The following is a 25,291-nucleotide window of genomic DNA, read 5'->3' on the forward strand; positions in this document are numbered from 1 at the left end:
CACGATGTCGGCATGTTCTTCGTGCGAATGCTCGGCCGCCGATGCAGACTGGTACATCAGGGTGATCAATGCGCAGCGGGAAATCAGCTCGCCCAGCAGTTGAGCCAGCACCTCGTTGCCCATGAGCTCTGCCATGCGCACATGGAAGTCGCCCAGCAGCTCGGTGCACTGGCCCACGTCATTGGCTTCGATGGCCTTCCTTTCGGCCGCCACATGCGCTTTGAGCTCCAACAAGCGGGAGGGTGTCTGCTGCGCGGCGAAATTGCGCACCATTTCGGCTTCGAGCATGCGACGCACAGCAAAGACCTGGCGCGCTTCTTCAACCGAGGGCGTGGCCACAAAGGCACCGCGCGTGGGCTCGAGCGTGATCAGCCGGTTCTGTGATGCCTGAAACAAAGCCTGGCGAACCAGAGTGCGGGAAACACCAAAATGATTGGCCAGCTTCTGTTCCGACAACTTGGTGCCGGGCATCAGTCGATGTTCCACAATTGCTTTGGTCAGACTTTCTGCAATGGACCAGGTGAGTGAGGTTTCCATGGCTTCATCATAAATCTTGAACTCAACGCTTGTATACAAGATTGATTGAGGAAAAGCTAGGTGTTCTCCCTTAAGGTATATCGGACGTTTCTTGAGGCAATCGCAGGAGAAGAAAGACGAATAGCCCGCCAGGCATATTTAACTTACGCTCCTCCTTCAGCCAGCTCCGCAACATGCTCTCTGGAGCGCAAGATTTATCACCTGCCATTGCGGGCATGGTCGAATTTATTGACGCATCCTATCCTCAACTTCGTAACAGCTCGGTCGCATAAAATCAATTTAATGAGTACTCCAGTCATCACCAAAACCAAGATCGCCGAGCGTCTCATAGAGTCGATCCTGACAGCCAAGCTTCGTCCGGGAGAGAAACTGGGTGAACAAGACATTGCGGACTTGTTTCAGGTCAGCCGCACCCTGGTCCGCGAGGCCTTGATGCACCTTCAGACCCGGGGATTTGTGGAGGTCCGCTCCAGGGTTGGCTGGTATGTTGCAGAGCCTTCGTTTGAGGAGGCTCAGGAAACCTATGCAGCGAGGCGCGTCGTTGAGCCGGGCATGCTGCGTGATGCTGGTCAACCCTTGCAGGCAACACTGAAACGCCTGCGCAAGCACATCGCCGAAGAGCGCAAAGCCATTGCCTGTGGGGACGCAGAAGCCCGCAGCTGGCTGCTGGCCGACTTTCATATTTGCTTGGCAGAGTGTCTGGGCAATCGGTTCCTGACTTCTATGATGGTCGATCTCTCGGCACGAACAACTCTGATTTCAGATCTATACCAGTCGAAGACCGAGGCCAGAGTCTTCAATGACGATCACGCCGCCATTGTTGAGGCGCTGGCAACTGGAGACAATCTGCGGGCTGAACAATTAATGATTGCTCACATCGATGCATTGGCATCGCGCCTTGATGAAAGCCTGATCGGTCGTCGCGGAGCACGCAACCGACTCCGCTCCATTCTGGCTCCTGAAGATTCGTCTTCAGCCAAATAGGCGTTTCAAAGTCGATGGGAGTCCTTGGCGGGATCCAGCCTGGTTGAGCCGCTCGGCCGCTTTGCCGATCTCGAGCTCCCAACACTTTGCGGCGAGCCAATATTGAGGCTTGAAGCGCTTGTCCCTACCAGGGAGCGATTGAGCTCGCCATCTGTGCCGGTGATGACTTACGCGTTCGCTGATCATGCCCGGCAGCATTCATCAAGGAGCCGCCTCGGCCCATGGTGATCATGGCACCGGCGCTATGCCAGTTCCTCGACCAGGACTTGGAATGGCTCGCGTTGCGGATAGACGCCGGAACGGTTTCAATCAGGGCCATGAAACCACATGGATAGCCATCGCATCGTGGAATGGTCTTCCAGCAAGAATTGCCAATGCCACCGATCGCAACAAAGCGCTGGTCTCCGCATTGCCCGCCGAATGGACTATCCATCTATCTCGACTGCAGCCGTCCTTGGTGAATGCAGCGCTCACTGTCCTGCCCGGCATCGCAACTGATCTCGAAGCCATGGGAACATCGGCGCCGATTGCTCACTGGCGGGCGATATTGCTGCGATGGATGCGGGCTGAATGCCGGCTTTGCAACAACTGAGCAGTGACTACTGGTACTCATTCCGGTGTGTGACTTCGAGAGTATTTTCTATGGCCTCTTGATACGCACAGCAACCTGGCTTTGCTCAGCGCGGATCATGGAGAGGTTCATAGATGGGTATCTACGCAAAACAGCCATGATCAAAGTGTAGGTTTCAGCACCTCGCCCAGGGAAGAAATGCACGCCAGGGCTTGCTGCGCCTGCAAGTGACCGTTCGTCCTCCCATCTGAGGACTCCATCGAACCAATGTCTCTGGCCGATAGAACCAGGGTTCCTACTAGCATCTTGAATTCATGTCTTGTATACATTGCATGCATGTCAGCGATGTGTTTAAAGCATTTCTGGACAAGCTTGCTGAAGCAGTGGACATGAGGCAGATTCGATTCGCTTCATAAGCATCACAGCTCTTCAGCAGCGAAAAAATGGCTGCAGGCCTGCGTCGCCCGTAGCCGCTAATAACGGTAGACAAGCATGACCTGCTCAGCCGAAATGAGGTCATGGCAAAGGGGCTCCACGGAGCACCCTGATGGAAGGCGGCATATGAACAACCTAGTACTGGACACCCATGGCGAGTCATTAACCTCGGGGGCCAACACCACCAGCCCAAAGCGAGATAAAGGCTTGCCGGCCGGAGTTTCTCCGGCGCTGTACAACCACGATCTGGCACCTACCTCGAAAGAGGGGCGTACCTGGGGGAGCTACAGCCTGTTCACTCTTTGGGCCAACGATGTACACAGCCTCGGCAACTACGCGTTTGCCATCGGTCTTTTCACGCTTGGGCTGGGAGGACACCAGATTCTGATGGCGCTTCTGCTGGGTGCGGCATTTCTGTTCGTGCTGCTGTCCCTCTCGGGCTTTATGGGGACCCGTACAGGGATTCCCTTTCCGGTGATGAGCCGCATCAGCTTTGGTACACGCGGTGCGCAGATTCCAGCATTGATCCGCGGCGGAGTCGCCATTGCGTGGTTCGGCATTCAAACCTACCTGGCATCCATGGTCCTCGACGTGATGCTGATCACGCTGTTTCCCGGCTTGCAGTCGCTGAAAGAGCAAGTCGTGCTGGGCCTGCCATTGCTGGGCTGGATCAGCTTTTCCATCCTGTGGGTTGTGCAGGTTCTCATTGCCTGCTGGGGCATGGAGAGCATCCGAAAGTACGAAGCCTTTGCCGGACCTGTAATTCTGTTGACTTTCATTTCCCTGGCAGGATGGATCTTCTACAGCGCCAAATGGACTCTGCATTGGTCTGCCCCATTTGCAAGCAGTGGCGGAGTCATGTGGCTGCAGATCCTGGGCGCTGCTTCGCTATGGGTGGCGATCTACGGCACCTTCGTGCTGAACTTCTGTGATTTCACACGCGCAGCCACCTCAAGCAGCGCCGTGGTGAAAGGCAATTTCTGGGGTATTCCGATCAATATGCTGATCTTCGGCTTGATCGTGGTCATCCTGACAGGCGGCCAGCTTGCCATCGATGGCACGCTGATTCAAAGCCCGACCGACATCGTCCAGAACATTCCCAATAAGCCGCTGTTGATGTTGGCCAGTCTTTCGCTGCTGATTTTGACCATCGCCGTGAACCTGATGGCCAATTTCGTGGCTCCTGCCCTGGCGTTGGCAAACCTCATGCCCCGGCATCTGAACTTCCGCCGGGCAGCGCTTGTCAGTGCGGTTCTCGGTTTCGTGATCCTGCCCTGGAATCTCTACAACTCTCCGCTGGTCATCGTCTACTTCCTGGGAGGGCTGGGTTCATTTCTGGGACCGTTGTTCGGCATCGTGATGGCTGACTACTGGCTGATCCGCAAACAGCGCGTGAACGTTCCGGCTCTCTATACACACGACCCTGCAGGCCCTTATCACTACCGCAATGGCATCAACCCCAAGGCAATTCAGGCCCTGATTCCTTCATCCCTGATCTCGCTGCTCTTTGCATTCCTGCCGACGCTGCAATCGCTGTCCCAGTTCTCCTGGTTCATCGCAGCCGGACTGGGTGCCTTGTTCTATTGGATGGTTGCACCGAAGGGTCTCACCTACGAAGACCAGGATGGCGAAGCCATTTCCGTAGCCTCCGCCAAACACTGAGAAGGAAAGTTGAAAATCATGCGCATTTTGATCGTGAACGTGAACACCACCGAGTCGATGACCCATGCCATTGGCATGCAAGCTCGGAAGGTTGCTGCGCCTGGAACAGAGATAGTCGCGCTGACCCCGCGCTTTGGCGCCGAATCGGTCGAGGGGAATTTTGAGAGCTATCTTGCCGCGGTCGGCGTCATGGATGCCGTGATGAGCTATGGACAACCCTTTGATGCAGTCATTCAAGCCGGCTACGGTGAACATGGCCGCGAGGGCCTGCAGGAGTTGCTGGACGTTCCCGTGGTGGACATCACCGAGGCAGCGGCCGCCGCGGCCATGTTCCTGGGCCACAAATACTCGGTGGTCACGACGCTGGATCGGGCTGTGCCATTGATCGAGGATCGACTCAAGCTTGCCGGCCTGGACGAGCGCTGTGCATCGGTTCGCGCCAGCGGCGTGGCTGTGCTGGAGTTGGAAACCCAACCCGAGCGCGCGGTTGAAGCGATTGTTCGTCAAGCCAGCCTTGCCGTCAGCGAAGACCATGCTGAAGTCATTTGCCTCGGCTGTGGAGGCATGGCTGAACTGGATGCCAGGATTCGTGAACTGACAGGTGTACCAGTGGTCGATGGAGTAGCCGCAGCCGTGACCATTGCCGAGTCGCTCGTGCGCCTGGGCCTGAGCACTTCCAAGGTCCGTACCTACGCTCCCCCCCCGAGCCAAGCGCGTAACTGGCTTCCCATTCACTAGCCAAGTGGCAGGATGAATTGCCCGGAGTTGTGTAAATTGTCCCGGCCCCTTATTTCCATGCAAATAAGCGTTCCTTGTGAGCAGCCAATGCTATCTCGAAGAATTCGGCGGTGAAGCGTTGAAACAGATCCGGGCAGGCCTGCCGGTCAGCGATGATGAGTCCTGACTTGGCCTCATAGTTCCGTCACGGCCTGCTGCAGGCAGGCCAGCAATGCCTGCACCAGCGGATTGGCCGGTGTACGCCGCCACATGGCGAGCATCTCTGATGATGGGTGCGATCCTTTGAGCGGGCGGAACATCAGGCGCGGCATGCCCACGCGTGTCAGCGCCTGGGGTACCAGTGCCACGCCCTGACCCAGCGAAACCAGCGAGATCACCGACAGCCAGTGCCGTACCTCGTGGCGTACTTCGGGTGCAAAGCCATGGGCCAGGCACATCTCGTAGATGCGCTGGTGATAGGTAGGCGAGACCAGGCTGGAGAACAGGATCAGACGGTCGTTTTTGAGTTCGGCCAGATCGATGGCGGCGCTGGCCTGCAGCGGGTGGCGGTCGGGCAGGCAGACCACGAAAGGCTCTTCCATCAGCAGCCGGCTGGCAATTCCTTCGGGCGGCTGTATGGAGTGGACCAGGGCCATGTCCAGCCGCATTTGCTGCAGGTCCAGGATTTGCTCTGCGCTGTTGGCCTCAAGCATGTCCACGCGCACCAGGGGGTGGTCATGCTGGAACCGCTCCAGCGCCTGTGGCAAGCCGCGGTACAGGCTCGACCCCACGAAGCCCAGGCGCAGATGGCCGCGCGTGCCCTGGGCCACGTCGCGCGTTTCCTGTGCGGCCTGCTGACTCAGAGCCAATAGCTGGCGCGCCTTGTCCAGCAAATGTTCACCGGCCGCAGTCAGCCGTACGCCCTTGCTGCTGCGCTCGAACAACTGGGCCTGCAGTTCCTGCTCCAGCTGCTTGATGGCCACGGACAGCGGGGGCTGGGAGATCGACAGCCGCTGCGCCGCACGGCTGAAATGAAGTTCTTCGGCGAGGGTGACGAAGTAGTGCAGCAACCTCAGTTCCATGATTTATTGATATTTAAAAAGTATTGAGAAAGATTTTAATAATATTTGACGTGAATATATGAGGGTGCTGAAATTCGTGGCAGTCCTTGCCTCAATTGCCGGATTTGTGTGCGGTACATATCGCCTGAATTCGTCATGGCCGAACCCAGAGACGGCAAGCAAGGTAAGCCCTGTAGCGAGGTTGTCGTCCTCTTTCCGATGAGAGGGGGCTCAGCTCCTCAGGGATATTCGAATTCAGCAGGAGACGTTCATGTCCGCCAACGATAAGAGCCAGGTGCATGCCATGGCCCAGGCTGTCCGCGCTGCAGCCCATCCCGTGCCTGATCGCCACGGTGCCAATTTCTACGCCACCGATCCTGAGTTGCAGTCGCTGCTGGCGCTTTATCTGCCAGCCGATCTGCTGGCCCATCTGCAGCCCTATCTGCAGCGCATGGGTGAGCTGGCCGGTGGGCGCATCGACGAGCTGGCCGGCGTTGCCGACAGGAATCCGCCCACGCTTGAGCATCGCAGCCGCGCGGGCCAGGACAGCCAGCGCATCATCAAGCATCCAGCCTATGAAGAGCTTGAGCGCATCGCCTACGGTGAGTTCGGTCTGCAAGCCATTTCGCACCGGGAAGACATGCTGGGCTGGAGCGGCAAGATGCCGCCCATCGTCAAGTACGCACTGACCTTTCTGTTCGTGCAGTCCGAGTTCGGCCTGTGCTGCCCGTTGTCCATGACCGATTCGCTGACGCGCACGCTCAAGAAGTACGGTACCCCCGAGCTGGTGGGCAAGTATTTGCCTCAGCTGCTCTCGCTGGATTGGGAGAAGCAGGCCCAGGGCGCGATGTTCATGACCGAGCAGGCCGCAGGCTCGGACATCGCGGGCACGCTGACTATGGCCGCCCCTCAGGCCGACGGCTCCTGGCTTCTCACCGGCGACAAGTGGTTCTGTTCCAACCCCGATGCCGAGTTCGCCATGGTGCTGGCTCGTGTGGAGGGCGGGGCGCCGGGCATGAAGGGCATCTCGCTGTTTCTGCTGCCGCGTTCCCTGGACGATGGCAGCACCAATCGCTACCGCATCATCCGCCTCAAAGACAAGCTGGGCACCAAGTCCATGGCCAGCGGCGAGATCCGCATGGACGGCGCCGTGGCCTATCTCGTGGGCGAGCAGGGCCGAGGCTTTGTGCAGATGGCCGACATGGTCAACAACTCGCGTTTGTCCAACGGTGTGCGCTCCGCCGGCATGATGCGCCGCGCTGTGGCCGAGGCCGAATTCATCGCCCATGAACGCATTGCCTTTGGCAAGCGCCTGGAGCAGATGCCGCTGATGCAGCGCCAACTGGACAAGCTGCGCGTTCCCGCCGAGCAGGCGCGTACCATGGTGTTCCAGACCGCGCAGACGCTGATGCGCTCCGATGCGGGCCAGCCGGATGCCTATGCGCTGTTGCGCATTCTGACGCCGCTGATCAAGTTCCGCGCCTGCCGCGATGCACGCAAGGTCACCGGCGATGCGATGGAAGTGCGCGGCGGCTGCGGCTATATCGAGGAGTGGAGCGATCCGCGCCTGGTGCGCGATGCCCACCTGGGCTCCATCTGGGAAGGCACGAGCAACATCGTGGCGCTGGACGTGATCCGCGCCATCAAGCGCGAAGGCTCGTTACCTGTGCTGCAGCAGTATCTGCATGGCTTGCTCGATCATGCCCGCCTGGTGCCCGGTTACCGCCAGGCGCTGGAAGATGCATTGGCCCGCGCCAGCATCCTGGCTGACAGGGCCGCTCGGGACGGCGGCGAAGTGCTGGCCCGCCAGGCCGCCACAGCGCTCTACAACTGCACCACGGCCATCGCCATGGCCTGGGAAGCAGCACAGACCGGATCAAACGAGCGCCTGCGCCTGTCGCAACTGGTGCTGCTGCACCGTGTGCTGCCACGCGATCCGCTGGACGATGTGGCTGCCGTGCCGGCGCAGTGGCTGGAGTGATTGCCGGCGGCCTTGAAATAAGTAGAAGAAACCGCTGAAACGCTTCGTGAAAAGGCGTTATCGGCTCTCGGATTATTTCTGCAAGGAGACAAATATGCGCAATCACGCAAGAGAGCGCCGAAGGCTGCTGGCTGCAGCCTCGGGAGCAGTGCTGCTGGCGGCAGCCCATTCTGCCGCACAGGCTCAGGGCGACTCCTATCCGGCTCGGCCGATACGCCTGGTGGTGCCCTATGGCGCCGGCGGACCGACGGACGCGCATTTGCGGGTGGTGGCACAGCAAGCCTCGCAGTTGCTGGGGCAACTGGTGGTCATAGAGAACAAGCCAGGCGCCAACGGCACGTTTGGTGCGGTGGAGCTGGCGCGGGCTCAGCCGGATGGCTACACCCTGGCAGTGCTGCCTGCCAGTGTCTATCGCGAACCGTATCTGAACCGGGTGAGCTTCGACCCCCTGAAGTTGAGCTACGTGATCGGCATGACCGACTACACCTTCGGGCTGGCTGTGCGTCGGGAAGCACCGTGGAAGAGCTGGAAGGAGTTTGCCGAAGATGCGAGCAGGCGTCCCGGCCAGATCTCCGTCGGTGCGGCCGGTCCGGTGCAAACGCCCAGCATCGTACTCAGCGAGCTGGTGCAGTCCACGGGCCTGCAGCTCAATCGCGTGCCCTACAAGGGAGATTCGGAGCAGGCCAGCGACCTGCTGGGCGGCCACATCGATGCGGGCGTGCTCTCCGGCGTAGCCTCCCAGCATATCCAGTCGGGCCGATTGCGCTACCTGGCGATGTTCACGTCCAGCCGTGTTCCGCAGTTCCCTCAGGTGCCCACTTTGAGAGAGCTGGGCGTGGACACGGTGATCGAGTCGCCCTATGGCATTGCCGCCCCTGCCGGCCTGGCACCGGCGCGGCTGCGCATCATTCATGACGCCTTCAAGGCGGGGCTGGAGTCGGCGCAGGGGCGCAAGATCCTCGAACAACTCAATCAGCCGCTGAACTACCGCAGTCCGCAAGAGTTCGAGCAGTACGCGAGGAGCGCCTACGCACGCGAGAAGACGCGCATGGAGCGCTTCAAGGCCGTTGCCAGCGGCACCCCGCAGTGATTTTCCCAGTTCATCGGCAACCCCCTTCCAAGGAGACAGACATGCATAAAGCCAGACGCGCAGCGCTGGGCCTGATGGCATCCGCCGCCCTGTCGGCAGCACTGCCCGCACTTGCCCAGGAAAAATACCCGACACGCCCCATCACGTTCATCGTGCCGTTTCCGCCTGGCGGCCCTACCGACGCCATGGCGCGCATTCTGGCTACCGAGCTGACCAAGGAGCTGGGCCAGAGCGTGATCGTGGAGAACAAGGCCGGCGCCGGCGGCAATATCGGGGCGGACTTCGTGGCACGTGCCAAGCCTGACGGCTATACGCTGATGTTTGGTACTTCGGGTCCGCTGGCCATCAACAAACCGCTGTACAAGTCCATCAGCTACGACCCGCGCACCAGCTTCACGCCCATCATCTACGTGGGCTATCTGCCCAATGTGCTGGTGGTTCGGCCGGATTTGGGCGTCGGCAACGTCAAGGAGCTGATCGCGCTGGACAAGAGCAAGCCCGGCAAGCTCAATTTCGCGTCTTCGGGCAATGGCGCTTCATCCCATCTGGCGGGTGTGCTGTTCAACGGCCTGGCCGGCACCCAGCTGCAGCATGTGCCCTACAGGGGCACCGGGCCGGCGCTTAACGACCTGCTGGCCGGTCAGGTGGACATGAGTTTCACCGACATCCTCACGGCCATGCCCTATATCAAGGCCGGCAAGGTCAAGGCCCTTGGCGTGGCCACGGCCAAACGCTCCAGCGCCATGCCCCAGATCCCCACGATCGCCGAGCAGGGTCTGGCCGGCTACGACGTGAGCGTGTTCTTCGGCGTGGTCGGCCCCAAGAGCATGCCGGTGGAGCGGGTGGAGTTGCTCAATCAGGCCTATGCCAAGGCGCTGGATTCCGAGAATGTGAAGAAAGCCTTTGCGGCCCAGGGCCTGGAGCGTGGCGCGGATACCCAGCCCGCCTATCTGGCCGGCTTCGTGAAGAGCGAGCTCGACAAATGGAGCGAGGTGGTGCGAAAGGCTGGCGTGAAGCTTGACTGATGGCGCTGTCGCTTGGGCGCAAGCGCAGGCATGCCATCGAAGGTTGGACGTGTTAGAACTTTTCGAAACTCCTCGCCTTGGCCGTGAGGAGGACACTGTTTCGCACTACCTGCCACTTCCTGCCACTGCCCGAGAGCCCATGCAAGGCATGAGCCGGGGTATTTCAACCATCCATAGCCATGACATCTTCAACGTCCCTTCTGCTCGCCCAACTGCAGTCCGTTGCTGCCGAGTTCGTGGAGATCCGCCGCAGCATCCATGCTCATCCCGAACTTGCCTTTGAAGAGACGCGCACCAGCGACATGGTGGCCGCATCCCTGGCTCGCTGGGGCTATGCCGTGCACCGCGGCCTGGGTGTCACCGGTGTGGTCGGTGTACTCAAAAAGGGCACGGGCGGCAAGTCGCTGGGCATACGCGCGGACATGGATGCCTTGCCTATCCATGAAAGAACAGGCCTGGACTACGCCAGCCGCCTGCCCGGGAAAATGCACGCCTGCGGTCATGACGGACATACCGCCATCCTGCTGTGCGCGGCAAAGTACGTTGCCGAGAAGCTCGATTTCAACGGTACGCTGAACCTGATCTTCCAGCCGGCCGAGGAGAACGAAGGCGGCGCCATGCGCATGGTGGACGAGGGCCTGTTCGAGCTGTTTCCCTGCGACGAGATCTATGCGCTTCACAACGCACCGGGCCTGCCCGTGGGCCGGATGGCCATCAGCCAGGGACCGGCCATGGCCTCGTTCGACCGCGTGACCGTTACGCTGCGCGGGCGCAGCGCCCATGGCGCCATGCCGCACCACGGCATAGACAGCATGCAGTGCGCGGCCAGCATCGTGCTGGGGCTGCAGTCCATCATCACGCGCGAGATCGATGCCCAGCAGGCGGCCGTGATCACGGTGGGCTCCATCCAGGCCGGCGAGGTCTTCAACATCGTGCCTGAAAGCGCCGTGCTCAAGATCGGCGTGCGAGCCCTGCACCCGGACGTGCGCAGCTGGGTGGAAAAGCGCATCAAGGCCTTTGTGCAGGCCCAGGCCGAGAGCTATCAGCTCAGCTGCGACATCGACTACGTGCACAAGTACCCAGTGCTCGTGAATTGCGCAGCCCAGACCGAATACGCGCGGCAGGTGGCCATACGCCTGCTGGGCGAGGACAAGGTGGGCGAGCGCACGCCGACCATGGGTAGCGAAGACTTTGCCTACATGCTGCAAAAGCGCCCCGGCGCCTATATCCGGCTGGGCAATGGCGTGGGGGAGGACGGAGGCTGCATGGTGCACAACCCGCTGTACGACTTCAACGACAAGGCCCTGCCCATAGGTGCGGCCTTCTGGACGCACTTGGTGCAAAGCTATCTGGCCTGAGCGGTCGCACCTTGAACGGGAGAGAAGAGATGAACACATGGAACCGCCGCGGCTTTATGCGGCACACGCTATGGCAGACGGCTGCCCTGGCGGCAGGTTCGAGCTGGGTCCGGGCTGCGGAAAGCTTTCCGGCCAAGCCTCTGGTCCTTATGGTGCCTTTTCCCGCAGGCGGGGCCAGCGATGTGGCGGCGCGCATCTTTGCCGAATCCATAGGCCGCAGCATCAGGCAGCAGATGGTGGTGGAGAACCTGGGCGGCGGCACGGGCCTGATTGCCGCAGCCAAGGTGCTCAACGCGCCTGCAGACGGCTATATGTTCTTCCATGGTTCGGCCAACGAGATCTTCCTGGCGCCCATGCTCAATACGGCAGCGCGCTACAAGCCGGGGGACTTCACGCTGGCCGCTCCCACGACGGAGTCGCCCATAGTGCTCATGGTCAAGAGCGGGCTGCCGGTCAACAGCTATGACGAGTTCATCGAATATGCACGTGCCAGCAAGAACGGCCCGCTGACCTATGGCACGGTGGGAGTGGACTCCATGTACAACCTCATGGGCGATGCTCTCGCAGCCAGACTGAGGCTGCCGTTTTTGCATGTGCCCTACAAGGGCGGCGCGCGGCCCTGCAGGACCTGGCAGGAGGGCAGGTGGACTTCGCCATCCTGCCTTATCAGGCAAGCTTCGAAGGCATGGCCAAGCAGGGGCGACTGAAGATTCTGACCAGCTTTTCCAAGGTCTTGCCCAAGGAGCTAACCCATGTGCCGCTGATATCGCAAAGCCGCCTCAGCCCTGATTTCGAATACACGGTCAGCGCTGGCTACTTCGTGAAAAAGGGCACACCCGCCGACCGCGTGGCCGCGCTGCGCAGTGCCATAGGGCAGGCGCTGGTGAATCCGGAAATCGGCGCCAAGCTGGAACTGGAGGGCAAGCACCTGCGCCAGCCTGTTGCCTCGCAGCTAGAGGCGGACCAGAGCTTCCATGCCATCCATCAGCGCCTGAGCGCGCTGGTGCGCAGCGTGGGCCGAAAGCCTCTGGCCTGAGACATGGGCTGCCGCGACTGGCGGTGCAAGCCCACGAGCAATCTTTGATCAACACGCAGGCCATGGGCCCGCATTCTGTCGGAAAGTGAAACATGCACAATCCAGCCACGATTGGTGCCGGAGCCCTGCAGGGCGTCAAGGTGCTTGATCTGTCACGCATTCTCGGCGGGCCGTTCTGCGGCCAGATACTGGGCGACCATGGCGCCGATGTGCTCAAGGTGGAGCCGCCGCAGGGCGATGACACCCGCACCTGGGGGCCTCCGTTTCGCGACGGCGTGGCCTCCTACTACTTCGGCTTGAACCGCAACAAGCGCCTCCAGTTTCTCGACCTGTCCGCGCCCGAAGGCCAGCAGCGCGTGCGCGCCTTGATGGCCGAGGCCGATGTGGTGGTGGAGAACTTCAAGGTCGGCACCATGGAGAAATGGGGCATAGGCTATGAGCAGATGCGCGAAGAGCTGCCGCATCTGATCTGGTGCCGCGTCACGGGCTTCGGCGCCGACGGCCCTTTGGGAAGCCTGCCCGGCTACGACGCCGCCATCCAGGCCATGGCCGGCATCATGAGCATCAATGGCGAAGCCGACGGCGACCCGCTGCGCGTGGGACTGCCGGTGGTGGACATGGTGACGGGGTTGAATGCCACCATAGGCGTGCTGCTGGCCCTGCACGAGCGGGGGCGCAGCGGACAGGGGCAACTGGTGGATGCCTCGCTCTACGACTCCGGGCTGTCGCTGCTCCATCCCCATGCGGCCAACTGGTTCATGGGGCGCAAGCTGCCGCAGCGCTCGGGCAATGCACATCCCAATATCTATCCCTATGACGTTCTCAGCACAGGCGGTGCTCCCATTTTTCTGGCCGTGGGCAACGACAGGCAGTTCCGGTTGCTGTGCCAGCATGTCGGGCAGGAGAGACTGGCGCAGGACGAGCGCTTTGCCAGCGCAGGCCAGCGCTCCGTCCATAGAGCCGAGCTCAAGCCCTTGCTGGAGCAGGCGTTTGCGCCCTTAGATGGCCTGAAGCTTGCCGACGAGCTGATGGCCATCGGCGTGCCTGCCGCGCCGGTGCTGGACGTCGCCCAGGCGCTTGAGCATCCGCATACCGTACACCGCGAGATGGTGGTGACGATGGGCCAATACCAGGGGCTGGGCGCTCCGGTCAAGCTCAGCCGCACGCCGGCCAGCTACCGCTTTGCGCCCTTGAGCGAAGGAGAGGAGTTTCTGCCGGACGCCGGCGCCTGAGATTGCTTCGGCGCGACTCCAGCCCGCCCCGCGCGGGCTTTCTTTTCTTGCGCCCATGTGAGCCGGTTTGCGTTGCCGGCGCCCTGTCCCACCCTTTTCATGGGCATTGTGTGCACAATGGAATGCAAAAGCGTTTTCCCTGTGTTCTGTCCATGGAGAGTCTCACGATGTCGCATGCTTTTGCCAAAACCCTGAAGTCCTTTGAACTGGCCGAGGGCAAGAAAGCCAAGTTTTATTCGCTGCCTGCACTTGCCAAGCAGTTTCCCGAAATCAAGCGACTGCCGGTCTCGATCCGCATCGTGCTGGAGTCGGTGCTGCGCAACTGCGACGGCAACAAGATCACCGAGGAGCATGTGGCGCAGCTGGCGCGCTGGCAACCCAAGGCCGAGCGGGTCGACGAGATTCCGTTTGTCGTCGCACGCGTGGTGCTGCAGGACTTCACCGGCGTGCCCTTGCTGGCCGACCTGGCCGCCATGCGCAGCACCGCTGCCAAGCTGGGCAAGAAGCCCAAGTCCATCGAGCCGCTGGTACCCGTGGACCTGGTGGTGGACCACTCCATCATGGTGGACTACTTCGGCACCAAGAAGGCGCTGGACCTGAACATGAAGCTGGAGTTCCAGCGCAACCAGGAGCGCTACCAGTTCATGAAATGGGGCATGCAGGCCTTCGACACCTTCGGTGTCGTGCCGCCGGGCTTCGGCATCGTGCACCAAGTCAATCTGGAATACCTGGCGCGCGGCGTGCACAAGGCCAGGAGTGGCAAGGGTGATGCGGTGTACTACCCCGACACCCTGGTCGGCACCGACAGCCATACCACCATGATCAACGGCATAGGCGTGGTGGCCTGGGGTGTGGGCGGCATCGAGGCCGAGGCGGCCATGCTGGGCCAGCCCGTGTACTTCCTCACGCCCGATGTGGTGGGCTTCGAGCTGACCGGCCAGTTGCGCGAAGGCGTGACGGCCACCGATCTGGTGCTCACCGTCACGGAGCTGCTGCGCAAGGAAAAAGTGGTCGGGAAGTTCGTCGAGTTCTTTGGCGAAGGAACGCGCAGCCTGTCGCTGCCGGATCGCGCCACCATCGGCAATATGGCTCCTGAGTATGGGGCGACCATGGGTTTCTTCCCAGTCGATGAAAAGACCATCGAGTACTTCAAGGGAACGGGACGTACCAAGAGCGAGATTCAGGCCTTCGAAGCCTACTTCAAGGCCCAGCAGCTGTTTGGCGTGCCCAAGGCCGGCGAAATCGACTACTCGCATGTGGTCAAGCTGGATCTGGGCAAGGTGGCCCCGAGCCTGGCCGGGCCCAAGCGCCCGCAGGACCGCATCGAGATCGGCCATGTGGCCGGGCAGTTCGACGAGCTGTTCAGCGCTCCCGTGGCCCAGAATGGCTTCAATCTCCCTGCCGATCAGCTGGCGCGTCGCCACGTGGTGAGCCCCGATGGTCCCGAGGCCTTGCAGCCCGAGAGCAAACCCCTGTCGGCCGGTGCGGAGCGCAACAAGGCCGAGATGGTGAGCAACACGCCCGAGACCGGCAAGGTCGAGGCCAGTGCGATTGCTGTTGATGCCAGTCATGCGGTTGCAGCGCCGGAAAAGAGCTTCGATATCGGCAGCGGCGATGTGCTGATTGCAGCCATCACCAGCTGCACCAATACCTCCAACCCCAGCGTCATGCTGGCGGCGGGCCTGCTGGCCAAGAAGGCGGTGCAGGCAGGCCTCAAGGTCAAGCCGCATATCAAGACCTCGCTGGCCCCGGGCTCTCGCCTGGTCACCCGCTATCTGACCGAGGCGGGCTTGCTGCCCTACCTGGAAAAACTGGGCTTTGCGCTGGCTGGCTACGGCTGCACCACCTGCATCGGCAATGCCGGTGATCTCACCCCCGAGATCAATGCCGTCATCACGCAGAACAATCTGGTCTGCTCGGCCGTGCTCTCGGGCAACCGCAATTTCGAGGCCCGCATTCACCCCAATATCAAGGCCAACTTCCTGGCCAGCCCTCCGCTGGTGGTGGCTTACGCGATTGCCGGCACGGTGCGCAAAGACCTGATGACCGAGCCCGTGGGCAAGGGCAAGGGCGGCAAGGATGTGTATCTGGGCGACATCTGGCCCAGCAGCGAGGAGATTCAGGAGCTGCTCAAGTTCGCCATGAATGGCAAGGCCTTCCGCAGCAATTACGAGCAGGTGGCCAGCGAGCCGGGCAAGCTCTGGGAAAAGATTCGGGGTGTGACGGGCGCCACCTATACCTGGCCCGAGAGCACCTATATCGCCGAGCCGCCGTTCTTTGCCGACTTTGCTCTGGATTTGAAAGCACCACCCGAAGACGGGGGCAGCGCTGCAGGTCAGAAAGGCTCCAACTCCAGCGCGGTGCACGGTGCTCGCATCATGGCCTTGTTCGGTGATTCCATCACCACCGACCATATTTCGCCCGCAGGCTCCATCAAGGAGTCTTCGCCCGCAGGCAAGTGGTTGCTCGAGCATGGCGTGCAAAAGGCCGACTTCAACAGCTATGGCTCGCGCCGGGGCAACCACGAGGTGATGATGCGCGGCACTTTTGCCAATGTGCGTATCAAGAACCTGATGATCCCCGCCGCAGGCGACGGCTCGCGCGAGGAGGGCGGTGTCACCCTGTTCCGCGACGACCATGGCCGGGCCGAGAAGATGGCCATTTACGACGCGGCCATGAAATACCAGGCCGCGGGCCGTGCCACGGTGGTGCTGGCCGGCGAGGAGTACGGCACGGGCTCCAGCCGCGACTGGGCGGCCAAGGGCACGCAACTGCTGGGCATCAAGGCCGTGGTGGCGCGCAGCTTCGAGCGCATTCACCGCTCCAATCTGGTGGGCATGGGCGTGTTGCCGCTGCAGTTCAAGGGCAATGACAGCTGGCAAACCTTGGGTCTGACGGGCGAGGAGTTCATCGATGTGATCCCGGCCGCCGACCTCGCGCCGCAAAGCGATGCCCAGCTGGTGATCACCAGGCCCGATGGCAGCAAGAAAACCGTGACCGTGAAGCTGCGCATCGATACCCCCATCGAGGTGGACTACTACCGCCATGGCGGCATCCTGCCCTATGTGCTGAGGCAGTTGCTGGCCTGATGGTGCCCGCTTGCCAGGTAAAAAGGCCTGTCCTCCTCAGAGGCAGGCCTTTTTCGTGGGCTGGCGCGAGCCCTATTTCATCGAGTGCAGGCCAAACATATTGCCTTCGGTATCGATGGCCAGGGCAATAAATCCATAGGGGCCTATGGAGACTTTGTCGCGGTGCAGGCTGCCGCCGTTGCGTGCAACGCGGGCGGCCTGCTCGGCGCAGTCTTCACAGACGAAATAGACCAGCGTGCCGCCGCCGCCAGAGGGGCATTCCGGCATGCGGACCAGCGCTCCGGTGGCACCAGCGTTATCCGGCTGCCCTGGGAAGGCCCACATCTCCATATCGGGGTGCTCGCCGCCTTCCGGCATGGTCAGCGCTTGCAGCTGACAGCCCAGCACGGCTTCGTAGAAGCTCCTGGCGCGCGACATGTCCTGCACGTAGATCTCGAACCAGCCAACGGGATTCATAGCCATCTTCAGCTCCTTGTCTGCTCATCGGTGGAAGTACAGATGCTGAGGCCGCAGAGGCTGTGATGCAAGCAGACCCGGCCCTTAACAGGGGCTTCGAACCTGGAACATGGGGCAAGGGCCGGGCGCAGGTTGCAGGGCGCTGGCCCGCGCTCTCAGGGCTTTCTCTGGGCGGCAAGCTTTCTGGCCTTGCGGCGGTGCCACCAGAGCCAGATTCCGCTGATGCCCAAGCCGCTCAGCACCAGACCGTTGAGGCCGGCCAGGATTTCCATCAGCACGCCACCCAGCTCGCCCGTGTGCAGCGGATAGGCCACGGCCACCGCCGCAGCGCCGGGGTCGAGTTCATTCCAGCGCCTGACGTCCAGCACGGCACCGTTGCGCGGGTCCAGCCATACCGAGCTGATGCCGTTGGGGTGCGGCTCGCCCGGGGCGCGAAAGCGGATGCGTACGGCCTGCTTGGCATTGGGCGGCAGCTGCACGAAGCTGGCCTGGGCATCGGGCATGGCCGCGCGGGCCGAGGCCAGCATGGCGTCCACATCGGCGGGCAGGGGGCCTTCCTCAGCCAGTGCGGGCAGCTTGGGTGGCTTGACTGCCGTGCTGCTGCTGAGCACATTGAGCCAGTCGCCCAGCGGTCGCCATGCCATATAGGCACCGGTGATGACCGACACCGCGATCAGCAGGCCCATGATCACGCCGCCGATGCGGTGCATGTCGAACAGGGCGCGCACCAGGCTTTTGTTGAGTTCTATGTGCCAGTTGCCCGGCCAGCGCTTGGGCCACCAGAGAATGACGCCCGTCAGCAGCAGAAGCACGTAGGCCAGGGTGGTCCAGGCCAGTATGGCCTTGCCATTGGCGTCGAGCAGCAAGGTGCTGTGCAGCTTGAACAGTGTGTTGACAAAGCCCTCGGTCTCGCCGCGGCGGCCCTGCTCCGCTCCGGTGACGGGGTCCAGGTAAATGGTGCCGCGCCAGTCCGCAGCCTGAACGCGCAGCCACAGGCTGTCCTGCGTCTCCTGAGGCAGCCGGAAGCGCAGAGTGGCCTTGCTGCCGAACTCCTCATGGGCTCTTGCCAGTATCGGCGTCAGTGCTGCGGCCTGCTGCGCATGCGTCGTGCGGGCCTGGAACAGCTCGGGGTGCGCCATGCGGTCCAGTGGCTGGCCGATGATGAGCAGGGTGCCGGTGAGCCCGGCCAGAATCAGAATCCAGCCCAGGCCCAGGGCAAACCAGCGATGCAGCCGCAGCCACAGAGAACGTAGCGAAGTCATTGCGCGTGTGTTGTGATGCCCCGCGTGACCGGTCCTGAGGTGGACTCGCGGGGCCGCCGCTTAGAACGGCAGGGTGGCCTGGACGTACAGGGTGCGTGGCATGCCCACGTATTTGCCGCCGCCGTTGTTGTCGGTGGAGCGGGTGAAGTAGCGGCGGTCAAACACGTTCTTCATGCCCACGGTCAGGCGCAGATTGTTCAGCTCCTTGCCGGCCTGGTAGCTGGTGCGCAGGCCCAGGATGGCAAAGCCCGGGATATCGCCCAGATTGCCATTGGCGTCTTCCTGCGTGATGTAGGGATTGGGCTTGGCGCTGGTGCCGGGCGTGCCGGGCGAGCGTTGCTTGGACTGGGCGTTCAGATCGGCATTGAAGGTCCAGCGCTCCATCGCATAACGTGCCGACAGGCCGGCCGTGTGGCGCGAATAAAGCGGCAGGTCGCGGCCTGCGAAAGGACCGGCCTGGCTGGTGGCCTGGGTGAAGGTATAGCTCATGCCCAGCGACAGGCCCTTGAGTGCCGGGTAGTTCTTGCCGAAGTCATAGCGCAGCGCCGATTCCAGACCACGGTGGCGCGTGGCACCCAGATCGGTCCAGATGCCGTTGCCGGTGCCGTCACCCGGGCGGTCCAGGAAAAGCTCCTTGTTGAAGTCGATGTTGAACAGTGTCAGCTCGCCATTCCAGGTGTCGCTCTTGTAGTGCGTGCCCAGCTCGTAGGTCTTGGCCGATTCGGGATAGAGCTGGTTGTTGGACGACTGGGCCAGCTGTGCGTACTGCTGGGGCCCGAAGGACTTGCCGGCATTGGCGAACACCGACCAGTGGCTGTCGACGCGGTAGAGCACCGACAGCGTGGGCAGCCATTCGTTGGCGGCAGCCGTCGGGTAGATGGCCGCTGCGGTCGCGCCCTTGTAGTCCACCACATTGTTGAAGGAGCGGATGCGCTCGTAGCGCACGCCGGGCGTGATGGTCCAGTTGCCCACATCGATGCGGTTGTCGATATAGAAGGCATTGGCCGTGGTGCCGCCCTGGCTGGTCTGGGTGGTGTTCAGCGGCAGGGCCATGGCATCGACCTGGCCGGGCACATAGAAGCCCGAAGTGGCCAGCGCCGTTTCTGAGCTCTTTTCCTTCAGGTAGCGATAGCCAACGCTGACTTCCTGCACCACGGAGCCGGTCTCGAAAATGCGCGAGTAGCGCGGCTCCACGCCGTAGTAGCTGTAGTCGCGCGGTGCGGCCGTGAGGCTGCGCTTGCCGGCATTGGCGCCGGTGGCGTCGCGTTCGATATAGCTGCCGCGGAAGGAGTCCACGTAGTAGCTGAGCACTTCGAAGTTGTTGCGACCGTCCTTGTAGCTGTACTTGAGCGAGCCGTCGGTGCGGCGGCCCGTGAACTGGTCATAGTTGCGCGTGCTCTGGAACGGGTCGGCGGCGTACTGGGCCGTGGTCAGGCCGCCGGGCATTTGGCCCTTGCCCTCGAAGTGGTGCAGCGAAGCGGAGATGCTGCTGTTGTTGCTGAGCTTGTAGCTGCCCTTGACCAGCAGATCGTCGATGTCGGTCTTGTCGTTGCTGCTGCGCCAGCCCTTGCCGTGCGTGCCCGAATACAGCACGGCCAGGCCCAGGCCCGACTCGTTGGTGCCGCCCACAAAAAAGCTGGGCGTGGTCTTCACGTTGCCGCCGTGGCTGTAGATCTCGGTGCCGATGGAGGCTTCGGCCGCAAAAGTCTTGGGAATGGCGCGCGTCGTGAAGTTGATGATGCCGCCCACGTTCTGCGGGCCGTAGCGCACCGAGCCTGCGCCGCGCACCACGTCGATGGAGTCCAGATTGCCCAGCGCCACGGGCGCCAGCGACAGCTGGGGCTGACCGTAGGGAGCGTAGGAGACGGGCACGCCGTCCTGCAGCACATAGGAGCGTGGCGACAGGCGTGCGGTCAGACCGCGCACGCTCAGGTTCAGAGAGATATCGCTGCCGCCCGTGCCGTTGCTGTCCTGAACCTGCACACCGGGCACCAGGCGCAGCGCTTCGCGCAAGGTGGCCGCGCCGCTTTCCTGGATGCGCTCGCGCTCGACGATGGTGCGGGCGCCTGGATGCTCCAGCACCTTCTCGGCGCTGGACATATCGCCATCCAGCCAGTTGCCGGTGACGGTGACCGAGTCCAGGGCGGCTTCGGCAGTGGCGGCGTTGGCCGTCTGTGCATGAACGGGGCTGGCGAGCATGCCAAGGGCTGCGGCAACGGCAGCGGCGGCGCTGCTCAGGCGAAAAGCGGGGGAGTCGGAAAGATGGAGGTTAGCCATGGGTGTTGTAGGGGAGTGCACACAGCACCTGGCTGGCATGAACAGCGCGCTGCCCCAGCCTTGCGCTGGCGGCATCTCTTGTCTTCAGTCGGGGCCGGAGGGGACTATGTGGCGTTTATTGGCAGGCGCAGATATTAATGAGAATTGCTGTCATTTGGCTGTATGTGGTTATGTTGAGACACAAAAAAACAGCCTCCCTGCCCGGCAATCTGGCCGTTCGGGGAGGCTGCGTGCGGGAGCCGGGCAAGAGAGCGGCTTAACCCTGTTCGGCCAGCAGGTCCTGCAAGGTCTTGACCTGCAGGCGCAGGCGCTCGTTCTCGGCTTCCAGCTCGGTGACGCGGGTCTGCAGCTCTTCGGGGCTGGCGGCTGGCACGGCTTCTGCCGATTCTTCGGCTTCGGGCTTGGCGGCCTTGGGCTTTTTCTTGGCATCGCGCACGCGCTTGGCGGCCTGCTTGAGGGCGTCGGCACCTTCGGCGGCCACGGCTTGCTGCTCTTCCTCGGGCAGGGTGGCGACCACGGCAGCGGCATTGAGCGAGAGCTCACCAGCCTTGACGGCGGCCACGACTTCGGGCGCTGCCTTTTCCTGGATGGTCTCGATCATCTTGACCTGACCGGCCGACAGTCGGGCGGCGCGTGCCAGGGCTTCACGCGTGTCCAGCGCTTCGTCGGGCACCTTGGCCACGCTGGCCAGAGCCTGGGCCACCACGGGGTCGGTCTCGCCTTCCCAGGGGGCTTCCTCGCTGGCCGGCTGGGCGGCCTTGGCGGCGTTCACGGCAGCGGCAGCGGCAGCGCGTCGCTCGGCAATGATCTCGCGCTTGCGCAGCGCCAGCACGCCGCGCTGGAAGTCCGAGACCGAGCGGCGGCCCAGATGCTGGTCGATCATCCACAGATGCACATCGTCCATGTTCTTGAACTGCGTGGCCTGGACGGTGTTGTAGGGCAGGCCGTGCTTGCGGCAGATGCCGTAGCGGTTGTGGCCGTCGATGAGCAGATCGCCCCAGACCACCAGGGAGTCGCGGCAGCCTTCGGAAAGGATGCTGCGCTCCAGCGATTCGTGCTCGTCCGGGGTCAGAGGGTCGATATAGGCCTTCAGGCCTTCGTCAATCTTCAGTTCCATGTGTGTTCTTCAAATTGAGGAGCTGCTTGCGCTTGTTGTCGTTGGTTATCAACATGAATTCAATTTGAATCCAAGAGAGGACGAGCGAAAGCAGCTATAGAGAAAAGAGCAACGCCCCAGCGTATGGGGCGTTGGAAAAGCAAAGCCGGTCGAGCTTACAGCAGACGCGAAATCAGCGCACCTTCCACAGGGCCTTCCAGCGGAATGCGCACGCGCACGGGGTTGCCTTGTGCGACTTCCACGGGCTGGCCTTCGAGGTTGAACATCTTCTCCAGCTTGACTTGGCGGTTGCCCTGGGGATGAATCACTTCGATGGTGTCGCCCACGGCGAAACGGTTCATGGTTTCAATCTCGGCCATGCCGTCGGCATAGCCGCGCACCGCGCCCACGAAGTGGCTGCGCTGCAGCACGCTGTGGCCGGTTTCGTAGTTCTGGTAGTCGTTGGCAGGGCGGCGCTCCAGCAGGCCGCCGGTATAGCCGCGGTTGGCCAGACCTTCGAGTTCGGTGATCAGATGCGGGTTGAACGGACGGCCGGCCACGGCGTCGTCGATGGCGCGGCGGTAGGTCTGGGCTGTGCGGGCCACGTAGTACAGGCTCTTGGTGCGGCCTTCGATCTTGAGCGAGTCCACGCCGATCTTGGTCAGGCGCTCCACATGCTCCACGGCGCGCAGGTCCTTGGAGTTCATGATGTAGGTGCCATGCTCATCTTCCATGATGGGCATCATCTCGCCGGGGCGGCCTTTTTCCTCGAGCAGATAGATGGCATCTGCCTTGGGATGGCGCTGCTGGTCACCGCAGGTGCTGGTGAACTGGTTGTCCAGATCGTTCTTGGCTTCTTCGAAGTTGAAGCCGTTTTCCATGGTCTGGCCCAGCGCCTCGCCGGTGTTGGGGTCCACGGCCGCGTCATGCGTCTTGTAGTCCCAGCGGCAGGCGTTGGTGCAGGTGCCCTGGTTGGGGTCGCGGCGGTTGAAGTAGCCCGACAGCAGGCAGCGGCCCGAGTAGGCAATGCACAGCGCGCCGTGCACAAACACTTCCAGCTCCATGTCAGGGCATTCCTGGCGGATCTTCTCGATCTCGTCCAGGCTCAGCTCGCGCGACAGGATGATGCGCGAGACGCCCATCTTCTGCCAGAACTTCACGGTGGCGTGGTTGGTGGTGTTGGCCTGCACGGACAGATGGATTTCCTGCTCGGGCCACTTTTCCTTGACCATCATGATGAGCCCGGGGTCGGCCATGATCATGGCGTCGGGCTTCATGGCGATGATGGGTTCGATGTCGCGCAGATAGGTGCGGACCTTGTCGTTGTGCGCAATCAGATTGCTGGTCAGGAAGAACTTCTTGCCGCGTGCATGCGCCTCGGCAATGCCCTGGCCGATCTGCTCCAGGCGGAATTCGTTGTTGCGCGCGCGCAAGCTGTAGCGCGGCTGGCCGGCGTAGACGGCGTCGGCACCAAAGTCGTAGGCGGCGCGCATCTTGTCGAGCGAGCCGGCAGGCAGCAGCAGTTCGGGGGCTTTGAGGGTCATGATGGCGCTATTGTCCCGCATAGCGCTTTTCACCGTGGCTTGCTAAGGCTACGCAGTCTGTAGCAGCTGTGCGTGCAGCTGCCGCGCGGGTAAGGACAGCGATGCCGACCCAGCCGGCGTGCACAGCAGCAGCTGGCGCTGCGCCCAGGCGTCGGACAGCGGCACGGCCGCCACGCCGGTGGCGGCGCCGTGACGCTGCACGGCAGCCAGCGGCAGCACGGCAATGCCGACGCCCTGGCCAACGAGCTGGCACAGACCTTCGAAATGCTGCAGCTGGACCTGGATGCGCAGAAGCCGGTCATTGATCTGCAAGGCCTGTTTCTGCAGCAGCTGCTGCAGGGCGGATTCGCGTGGCAGGCCGACCCAGTTCTCGTGCAGCAGCTCGGCCAGTTTCAGTTGCGAGCGTCCGGCCAGCGCATGGCCCAGCGGCAAGGCGGCGGCCAGCGGGTCCTGTCTCCAGGGCTGGCAGTGCAGGCCTGCCAGCGCCGCCGCGTCTTCGGCATCCCAGGCCGCCACGCCGATATCGCACAGGCCCTGGCGCAGTCCGGCCAGCACTTCGCTGCTGGGGCATTCCTGAAGCTCCAGCGCAATCTGCGGGTGCTGGCGCAGAAAGCCGCTGACGGCCAGCGGCAGGTGCTCGCGCACGGCCGAGGTATTGCCGCGCAAACGTATCTGCCCGGCCAGGCCGGCGCCGAACTCGCCCATGGCCCCGCGCAGGAGTTGCATCTGGCTGAGCACCTGGCGCGCATGCTGGCCCAGGGTGTGACCCGCAGCCGTGGGCTGCACGCCGCGTGCCTGGCGAATGAGCAGCGCCGTGCCCAGAAGCGCCTCCATGCCGCGCACGCGCTCGCTGGCCGAGGCCAGCGTGAGATGGCTGCGCTGTGCCGCTGCCGTCAGCGTGCCGCTGTCGAGGATGTGCACAAACAGCTGGAGGTCGGTCAGGTCAAAGCGCATGGGATTCAAGCCTAAGGTTTATACGAAGTCTGGATTTGAATAATCCCGTTGGTAAAGAGTCTTGTGTCGAGGGATTATCAGCGCTAAGCAAGAGAAAGATAGATCTTGCCGGTGTTTAAAGATTCGGATAATACGAAGGATTGATGATGTGGAACGAAGGCTGGATGGCTGCGGCAGCCATTGCCGTGTTTGGCCTGGCGGGTTGTGTCAAAGGCGTGGTGGGTCTGGGTCTGCCCACGGTTTCCATGGCCTTGCTGGCGGTGTTCATGCCGCCTGCGCAGGCGGCGGCCTTGCTGCTTTTGCCTTCGCTGGTGACGAATCTGGTGCAGATGCGGCCTGTGGCGGGTTTGCGGGCCTTGTTGCAGCGTCTGGGCTGGATGCAGCTGGGCATTGTGCTGGGCACGCTGGGAGGTGTGGCCCTCTGGGGCGGAGTCGGCAGCCTGTCAGCAGCCAGGCCGGCTCTGGGCCTGGCGCTGGTGATGTACGCCCTGTGGGGGCTGTCGGGCCTGCGCTGGCAGACGCCGGTGCCGCACCAGGCCTGGCTGGGCGCGGCATGCGGCCTGTTGACGGGCGCCATCACGGCGGTTGCCGGTGTCTTTGTCGTGCCAGCCGTGGCCTTTTTGCAGTCGCTGGGCCTGGCCCGTCCCGCACTCATGCAGGCCATGGGCCTGTGCTTTACCACTTCCACGCTGGCCCTGGGGGCCGGTTTGTTCTGGAAGGGGCAAGGCCTGGGTGCTCAGGCGCAGGAGATGGGACTGGGACTGCTGACTTCGGCCCTGATGCTGATTCCGGCTCTGGCCGGCATGCACTGGGGCGAGTTGCTGCGCGAGAAACTCTCGCCCGAGCTTTTCCGGAAGCTGCTGATGCTCAGTCTGCTGGCCCTGGGTGTCTACCTGTGCTTCTAAGTGGCCGGGGCCGCAGCGA

At 62.4% G+C, this 25,291-nt stretch carries 18 protein-coding genes and 2 pseudogenes; 12 read left to right on the forward strand and 8 right to left on the reverse strand.

Going from position 1 to position 25,291, the window contains the following annotated elements; all coding sequences use genetic code 11:
* The coding region (locus tag V8Z78_RS09205) for a GntR family transcriptional regulator (protein ID WP_349731261.1) at positions 1-537 on the reverse strand (537 nt) is incomplete at its 3' end.
* 282 nt (positions 538-819) lie between these two features.
* On the opposite strand from V8Z78_RS09205, the gene V8Z78_RS09210 reads away from it, so the two are divergent.
* From V8Z78_RS09210 to V8Z78_RS09225, 4 genes and pseudogenes are all read left to right on the forward strand, one after another.
* Entirely contained in the window at positions 820-1,521 is a 702-nt protein-coding gene (locus tag V8Z78_RS09210) for a GntR family transcriptional regulator (protein WP_349731322.1), read from the forward strand.
* Positions 1,522-1,792: 271 nt separating this feature from the next.
* Entirely contained in the window at positions 1,793-2,113 is a 321-nt protein-coding gene (locus V8Z78_RS09215) for a hypothetical protein (protein WP_349731262.1), read from the forward strand.
* A 540-nt stretch (positions 2,114-2,653) separates the two neighbouring features.
* Entirely contained in the window at positions 2,654-4,189 is a 1,536-nt protein-coding gene (locus tag V8Z78_RS09220) for an NCS1 family nucleobase:cation symporter-1 (RefSeq protein WP_349731263.1), read from the forward strand.
* Between the two features lie 18 nt (positions 4,190-4,207).
* Positions 4,208-4,943: pseudogene (locus tag V8Z78_RS09225) on the forward strand (aspartate/glutamate racemase family protein).
* 157 nt (positions 4,944-5,100) lie between these two features.
* Here the strand turns inward: V8Z78_RS09225 and V8Z78_RS09230 are convergent.
* Positions 5,101-5,988, reverse strand: a complete 888-nt coding sequence (locus tag V8Z78_RS09230; protein ID WP_046462005.1) for a LysR family transcriptional regulator — start codon at positions 5,986-5,988, stop codon at positions 5,101-5,103.
* Between the two features lie 250 nt (positions 5,989-6,238).
* Between V8Z78_RS09230 and V8Z78_RS09235 the strand changes: the two genes are divergently transcribed.
* The 7 genes and pseudogenes from V8Z78_RS09235 to V8Z78_RS09265 all read left to right on the forward strand — a co-directional run bounded on the left by V8Z78_RS09235 (position 6,239) and on the right by V8Z78_RS09265 (position 16,778).
* On the forward strand, positions 6,239-7,948 hold the full coding sequence (locus V8Z78_RS09235) for an acyl-CoA dehydrogenase family protein (RefSeq protein ID WP_046462004.1): 1,710 nt from the start codon (positions 6,239-6,241) through the stop codon (positions 7,946-7,948).
* Positions 7,949-8,042: 94 nt separating this feature from the next.
* A complete protein-coding gene (locus V8Z78_RS09240) occupies positions 8,043-9,038 on the forward strand; it encodes a tripartite tricarboxylate transporter substrate binding protein (protein WP_003063965.1) in 996 nt (331 codons plus the stop codon).
* A gap of 41 nt (positions 9,039-9,079) precedes the next feature.
* Positions 9,080-10,063: a Bug family tripartite tricarboxylate transporter substrate binding protein gene (locus V8Z78_RS09245; RefSeq protein WP_349731264.1), complete on the forward strand. Its 984-nt coding sequence runs from the start codon at positions 9,080-9,082 to the stop codon at positions 10,061-10,063.
* A gap of 179 nt (positions 10,064-10,242) precedes the next feature.
* A complete protein-coding gene (locus tag V8Z78_RS09250; protein ID WP_349731265.1) occupies positions 10,243-11,421 on the forward strand; it encodes a M20 aminoacylase family protein in 1,179 nt (392 codons plus the stop codon).
* 29 nt (positions 11,422-11,450) lie between these two features.
* Positions 11,451-12,457, forward strand: a pseudogene (locus V8Z78_RS09255) (tripartite tricarboxylate transporter substrate binding protein).
* A gap of 92 nt (positions 12,458-12,549) precedes the next feature.
* Positions 12,550-13,689 carry a CaiB/BaiF CoA transferase family protein gene (locus V8Z78_RS09260; protein WP_003063951.1) on the forward strand — a complete coding sequence of 380 codons (1,140 nt, stop codon included), beginning with the start codon at positions 12,550-12,552 and terminating at the stop codon, positions 13,687-13,689.
* A 167-nt stretch (positions 13,690-13,856) separates the two neighbouring features.
* Complete coding sequence (locus tag V8Z78_RS09265; RefSeq protein WP_349731266.1) at positions 13,857-16,778, forward strand: aconitate hydratase; 2,922 nt, start codon at positions 13,857-13,859, stop codon at positions 16,776-16,778.
* A 72-nt stretch (positions 16,779-16,850) separates the two neighbouring features.
* Here V8Z78_RS09265 and V8Z78_RS09270 read toward each other — a convergent pair whose 3' ends face one another.
* From V8Z78_RS09270 to V8Z78_RS09295, 6 genes are all read right to left on the reverse strand, one after another.
* Positions 16,851-17,240, reverse strand: a complete 390-nt coding sequence (locus tag V8Z78_RS09270; protein WP_349731267.1) for a VOC family protein — start codon at positions 17,238-17,240, stop codon at positions 16,851-16,853.
* 149 nt (positions 17,241-17,389) lie between these two features.
* Positions 17,390-18,496, reverse strand: a complete 1,107-nt coding sequence (locus V8Z78_RS09275; RefSeq protein WP_349731268.1) for a PepSY-associated TM helix domain-containing protein — start codon at positions 18,494-18,496, stop codon at positions 17,390-17,392.
* A 60-nt stretch (positions 18,497-18,556) separates the two neighbouring features.
* Entirely contained in the window at positions 18,557-20,773 is a 2,217-nt protein-coding gene (locus V8Z78_RS09280; RefSeq protein WP_349731269.1) for a TonB-dependent receptor family protein, read from the reverse strand.
* Between the two features lie 256 nt (positions 20,774-21,029).
* A complete protein-coding gene (locus V8Z78_RS09285; protein WP_003063939.1) occupies positions 21,030-21,890 on the reverse strand; it encodes a ParB N-terminal domain-containing protein in 861 nt (286 codons plus the stop codon).
* A gap of 155 nt (positions 21,891-22,045) precedes the next feature.
* The gene (gene trhP, locus V8Z78_RS09290) at positions 22,046-23,434 is read right to left on the reverse strand and encodes a prephenate-dependent tRNA uridine(34) hydroxylase TrhP (RefSeq protein WP_034407466.1); all 1,389 of its coding nucleotides are present in this window, start codon (positions 23,432-23,434) and stop codon (positions 22,046-22,048) included.
* A 27-nt stretch (positions 23,435-23,461) separates the two neighbouring features.
* Complete coding sequence (locus V8Z78_RS09295; protein ID WP_279091272.1) at positions 23,462-24,367, reverse strand: LysR substrate-binding domain-containing protein; 906 nt, start codon at positions 24,365-24,367, stop codon at positions 23,462-23,464.
* Positions 24,368-24,513: 146 nt separating this feature from the next.
* Between V8Z78_RS09295 and V8Z78_RS09300 the strand changes: the two genes are divergently transcribed.
* The gene (locus V8Z78_RS09300; protein ID WP_349731323.1) at positions 24,514-25,272 is read left to right on the forward strand and encodes a sulfite exporter TauE/SafE family protein; all 759 of its coding nucleotides are present in this window, start codon (positions 24,514-24,516) and stop codon (positions 25,270-25,272) included.
* Positions 25,273-25,291: the final 19 nt, after the last annotated feature.

It is taken from the genome of Comamonas sp. wu1-DMT (assembly GCF_040187805.1).
GTDB lineage: Bacteria > Pseudomonadota > Gammaproteobacteria > Burkholderiales > Burkholderiaceae_C > Comamonas > Comamonas thiooxydans.

Coding starts and splice junctions, on each gene's coding strand:
- V8Z78_RS09210 (WP_349731322.1), top strand. CDS start 820: ATGAGTACTCCAGTCATCACCAAAACCAAGATCGCCGAGCGTCTCATA.
- V8Z78_RS09215 (WP_349731262.1), top strand. CDS start 1,793: ATGGCTCGCGTTGCGGATAGACGCCGGAACGGTTTCAATCAGGGCCAT.
- V8Z78_RS09220 (WP_349731263.1), top strand. CDS start 2,654: ATGAACAACCTAGTACTGGACACCCATGGCGAGTCATTAACCTCGGGG.
- V8Z78_RS09230 (WP_046462005.1), bottom strand. CDS start 5,988: ATGGAACTGAGGTTGCTGCACTACTTCGTCACCCTCGCCGAAGAACTT.
- V8Z78_RS09235 (WP_046462004.1), top strand. CDS start 6,239: ATGTCCGCCAACGATAAGAGCCAGGTGCATGCCATGGCCCAGGCTGTC.
- V8Z78_RS09240 (WP_003063965.1), top strand. CDS start 8,043: ATGCGCAATCACGCAAGAGAGCGCCGAAGGCTGCTGGCTGCAGCCTCG.
- V8Z78_RS09245 (WP_349731264.1), top strand. CDS start 9,080: ATGCATAAAGCCAGACGCGCAGCGCTGGGCCTGATGGCATCCGCCGCC.
- V8Z78_RS09250 (WP_349731265.1), top strand. CDS start 10,243: ATGACATCTTCAACGTCCCTTCTGCTCGCCCAACTGCAGTCCGTTGCT.
- V8Z78_RS09260 (WP_003063951.1), top strand. CDS start 12,550: ATGCACAATCCAGCCACGATTGGTGCCGGAGCCCTGCAGGGCGTCAAG.
- V8Z78_RS09265 (WP_349731266.1), top strand. CDS start 13,857: ATGTCGCATGCTTTTGCCAAAACCCTGAAGTCCTTTGAACTGGCCGAG.
- V8Z78_RS09270 (WP_349731267.1), bottom strand. CDS start 17,240: ATGGCTATGAATCCCGTTGGCTGGTTCGAGATCTACGTGCAGGACATG.
- V8Z78_RS09275 (WP_349731268.1), bottom strand. CDS start 18,496: ATGACTTCGCTACGTTCTCTGTGGCTGCGGCTGCATCGCTGGTTTGCC.
- V8Z78_RS09280 (WP_349731269.1), bottom strand. CDS start 20,773: ATGGCTAACCTCCATCTTTCCGACTCCCCCGCTTTTCGCCTGAGCAGC.
- V8Z78_RS09285 (WP_003063939.1), bottom strand. CDS start 21,890: ATGGAACTGAAGATTGACGAAGGCCTGAAGGCCTATATCGACCCTCTG.
- trhP (WP_034407466.1), bottom strand. CDS start 23,434: ATGCGGGACAATAGCGCCATCATGACCCTCAAAGCCCCCGAACTGCTG.
- V8Z78_RS09295 (WP_279091272.1), bottom strand. CDS start 24,367: ATGCGCTTTGACCTGACCGACCTCCAGCTGTTTGTGCACATCCTCGAC.
- V8Z78_RS09300 (WP_349731323.1), top strand. CDS start 24,514: ATGTGGAACGAAGGCTGGATGGCTGCGGCAGCCATTGCCGTGTTTGGC.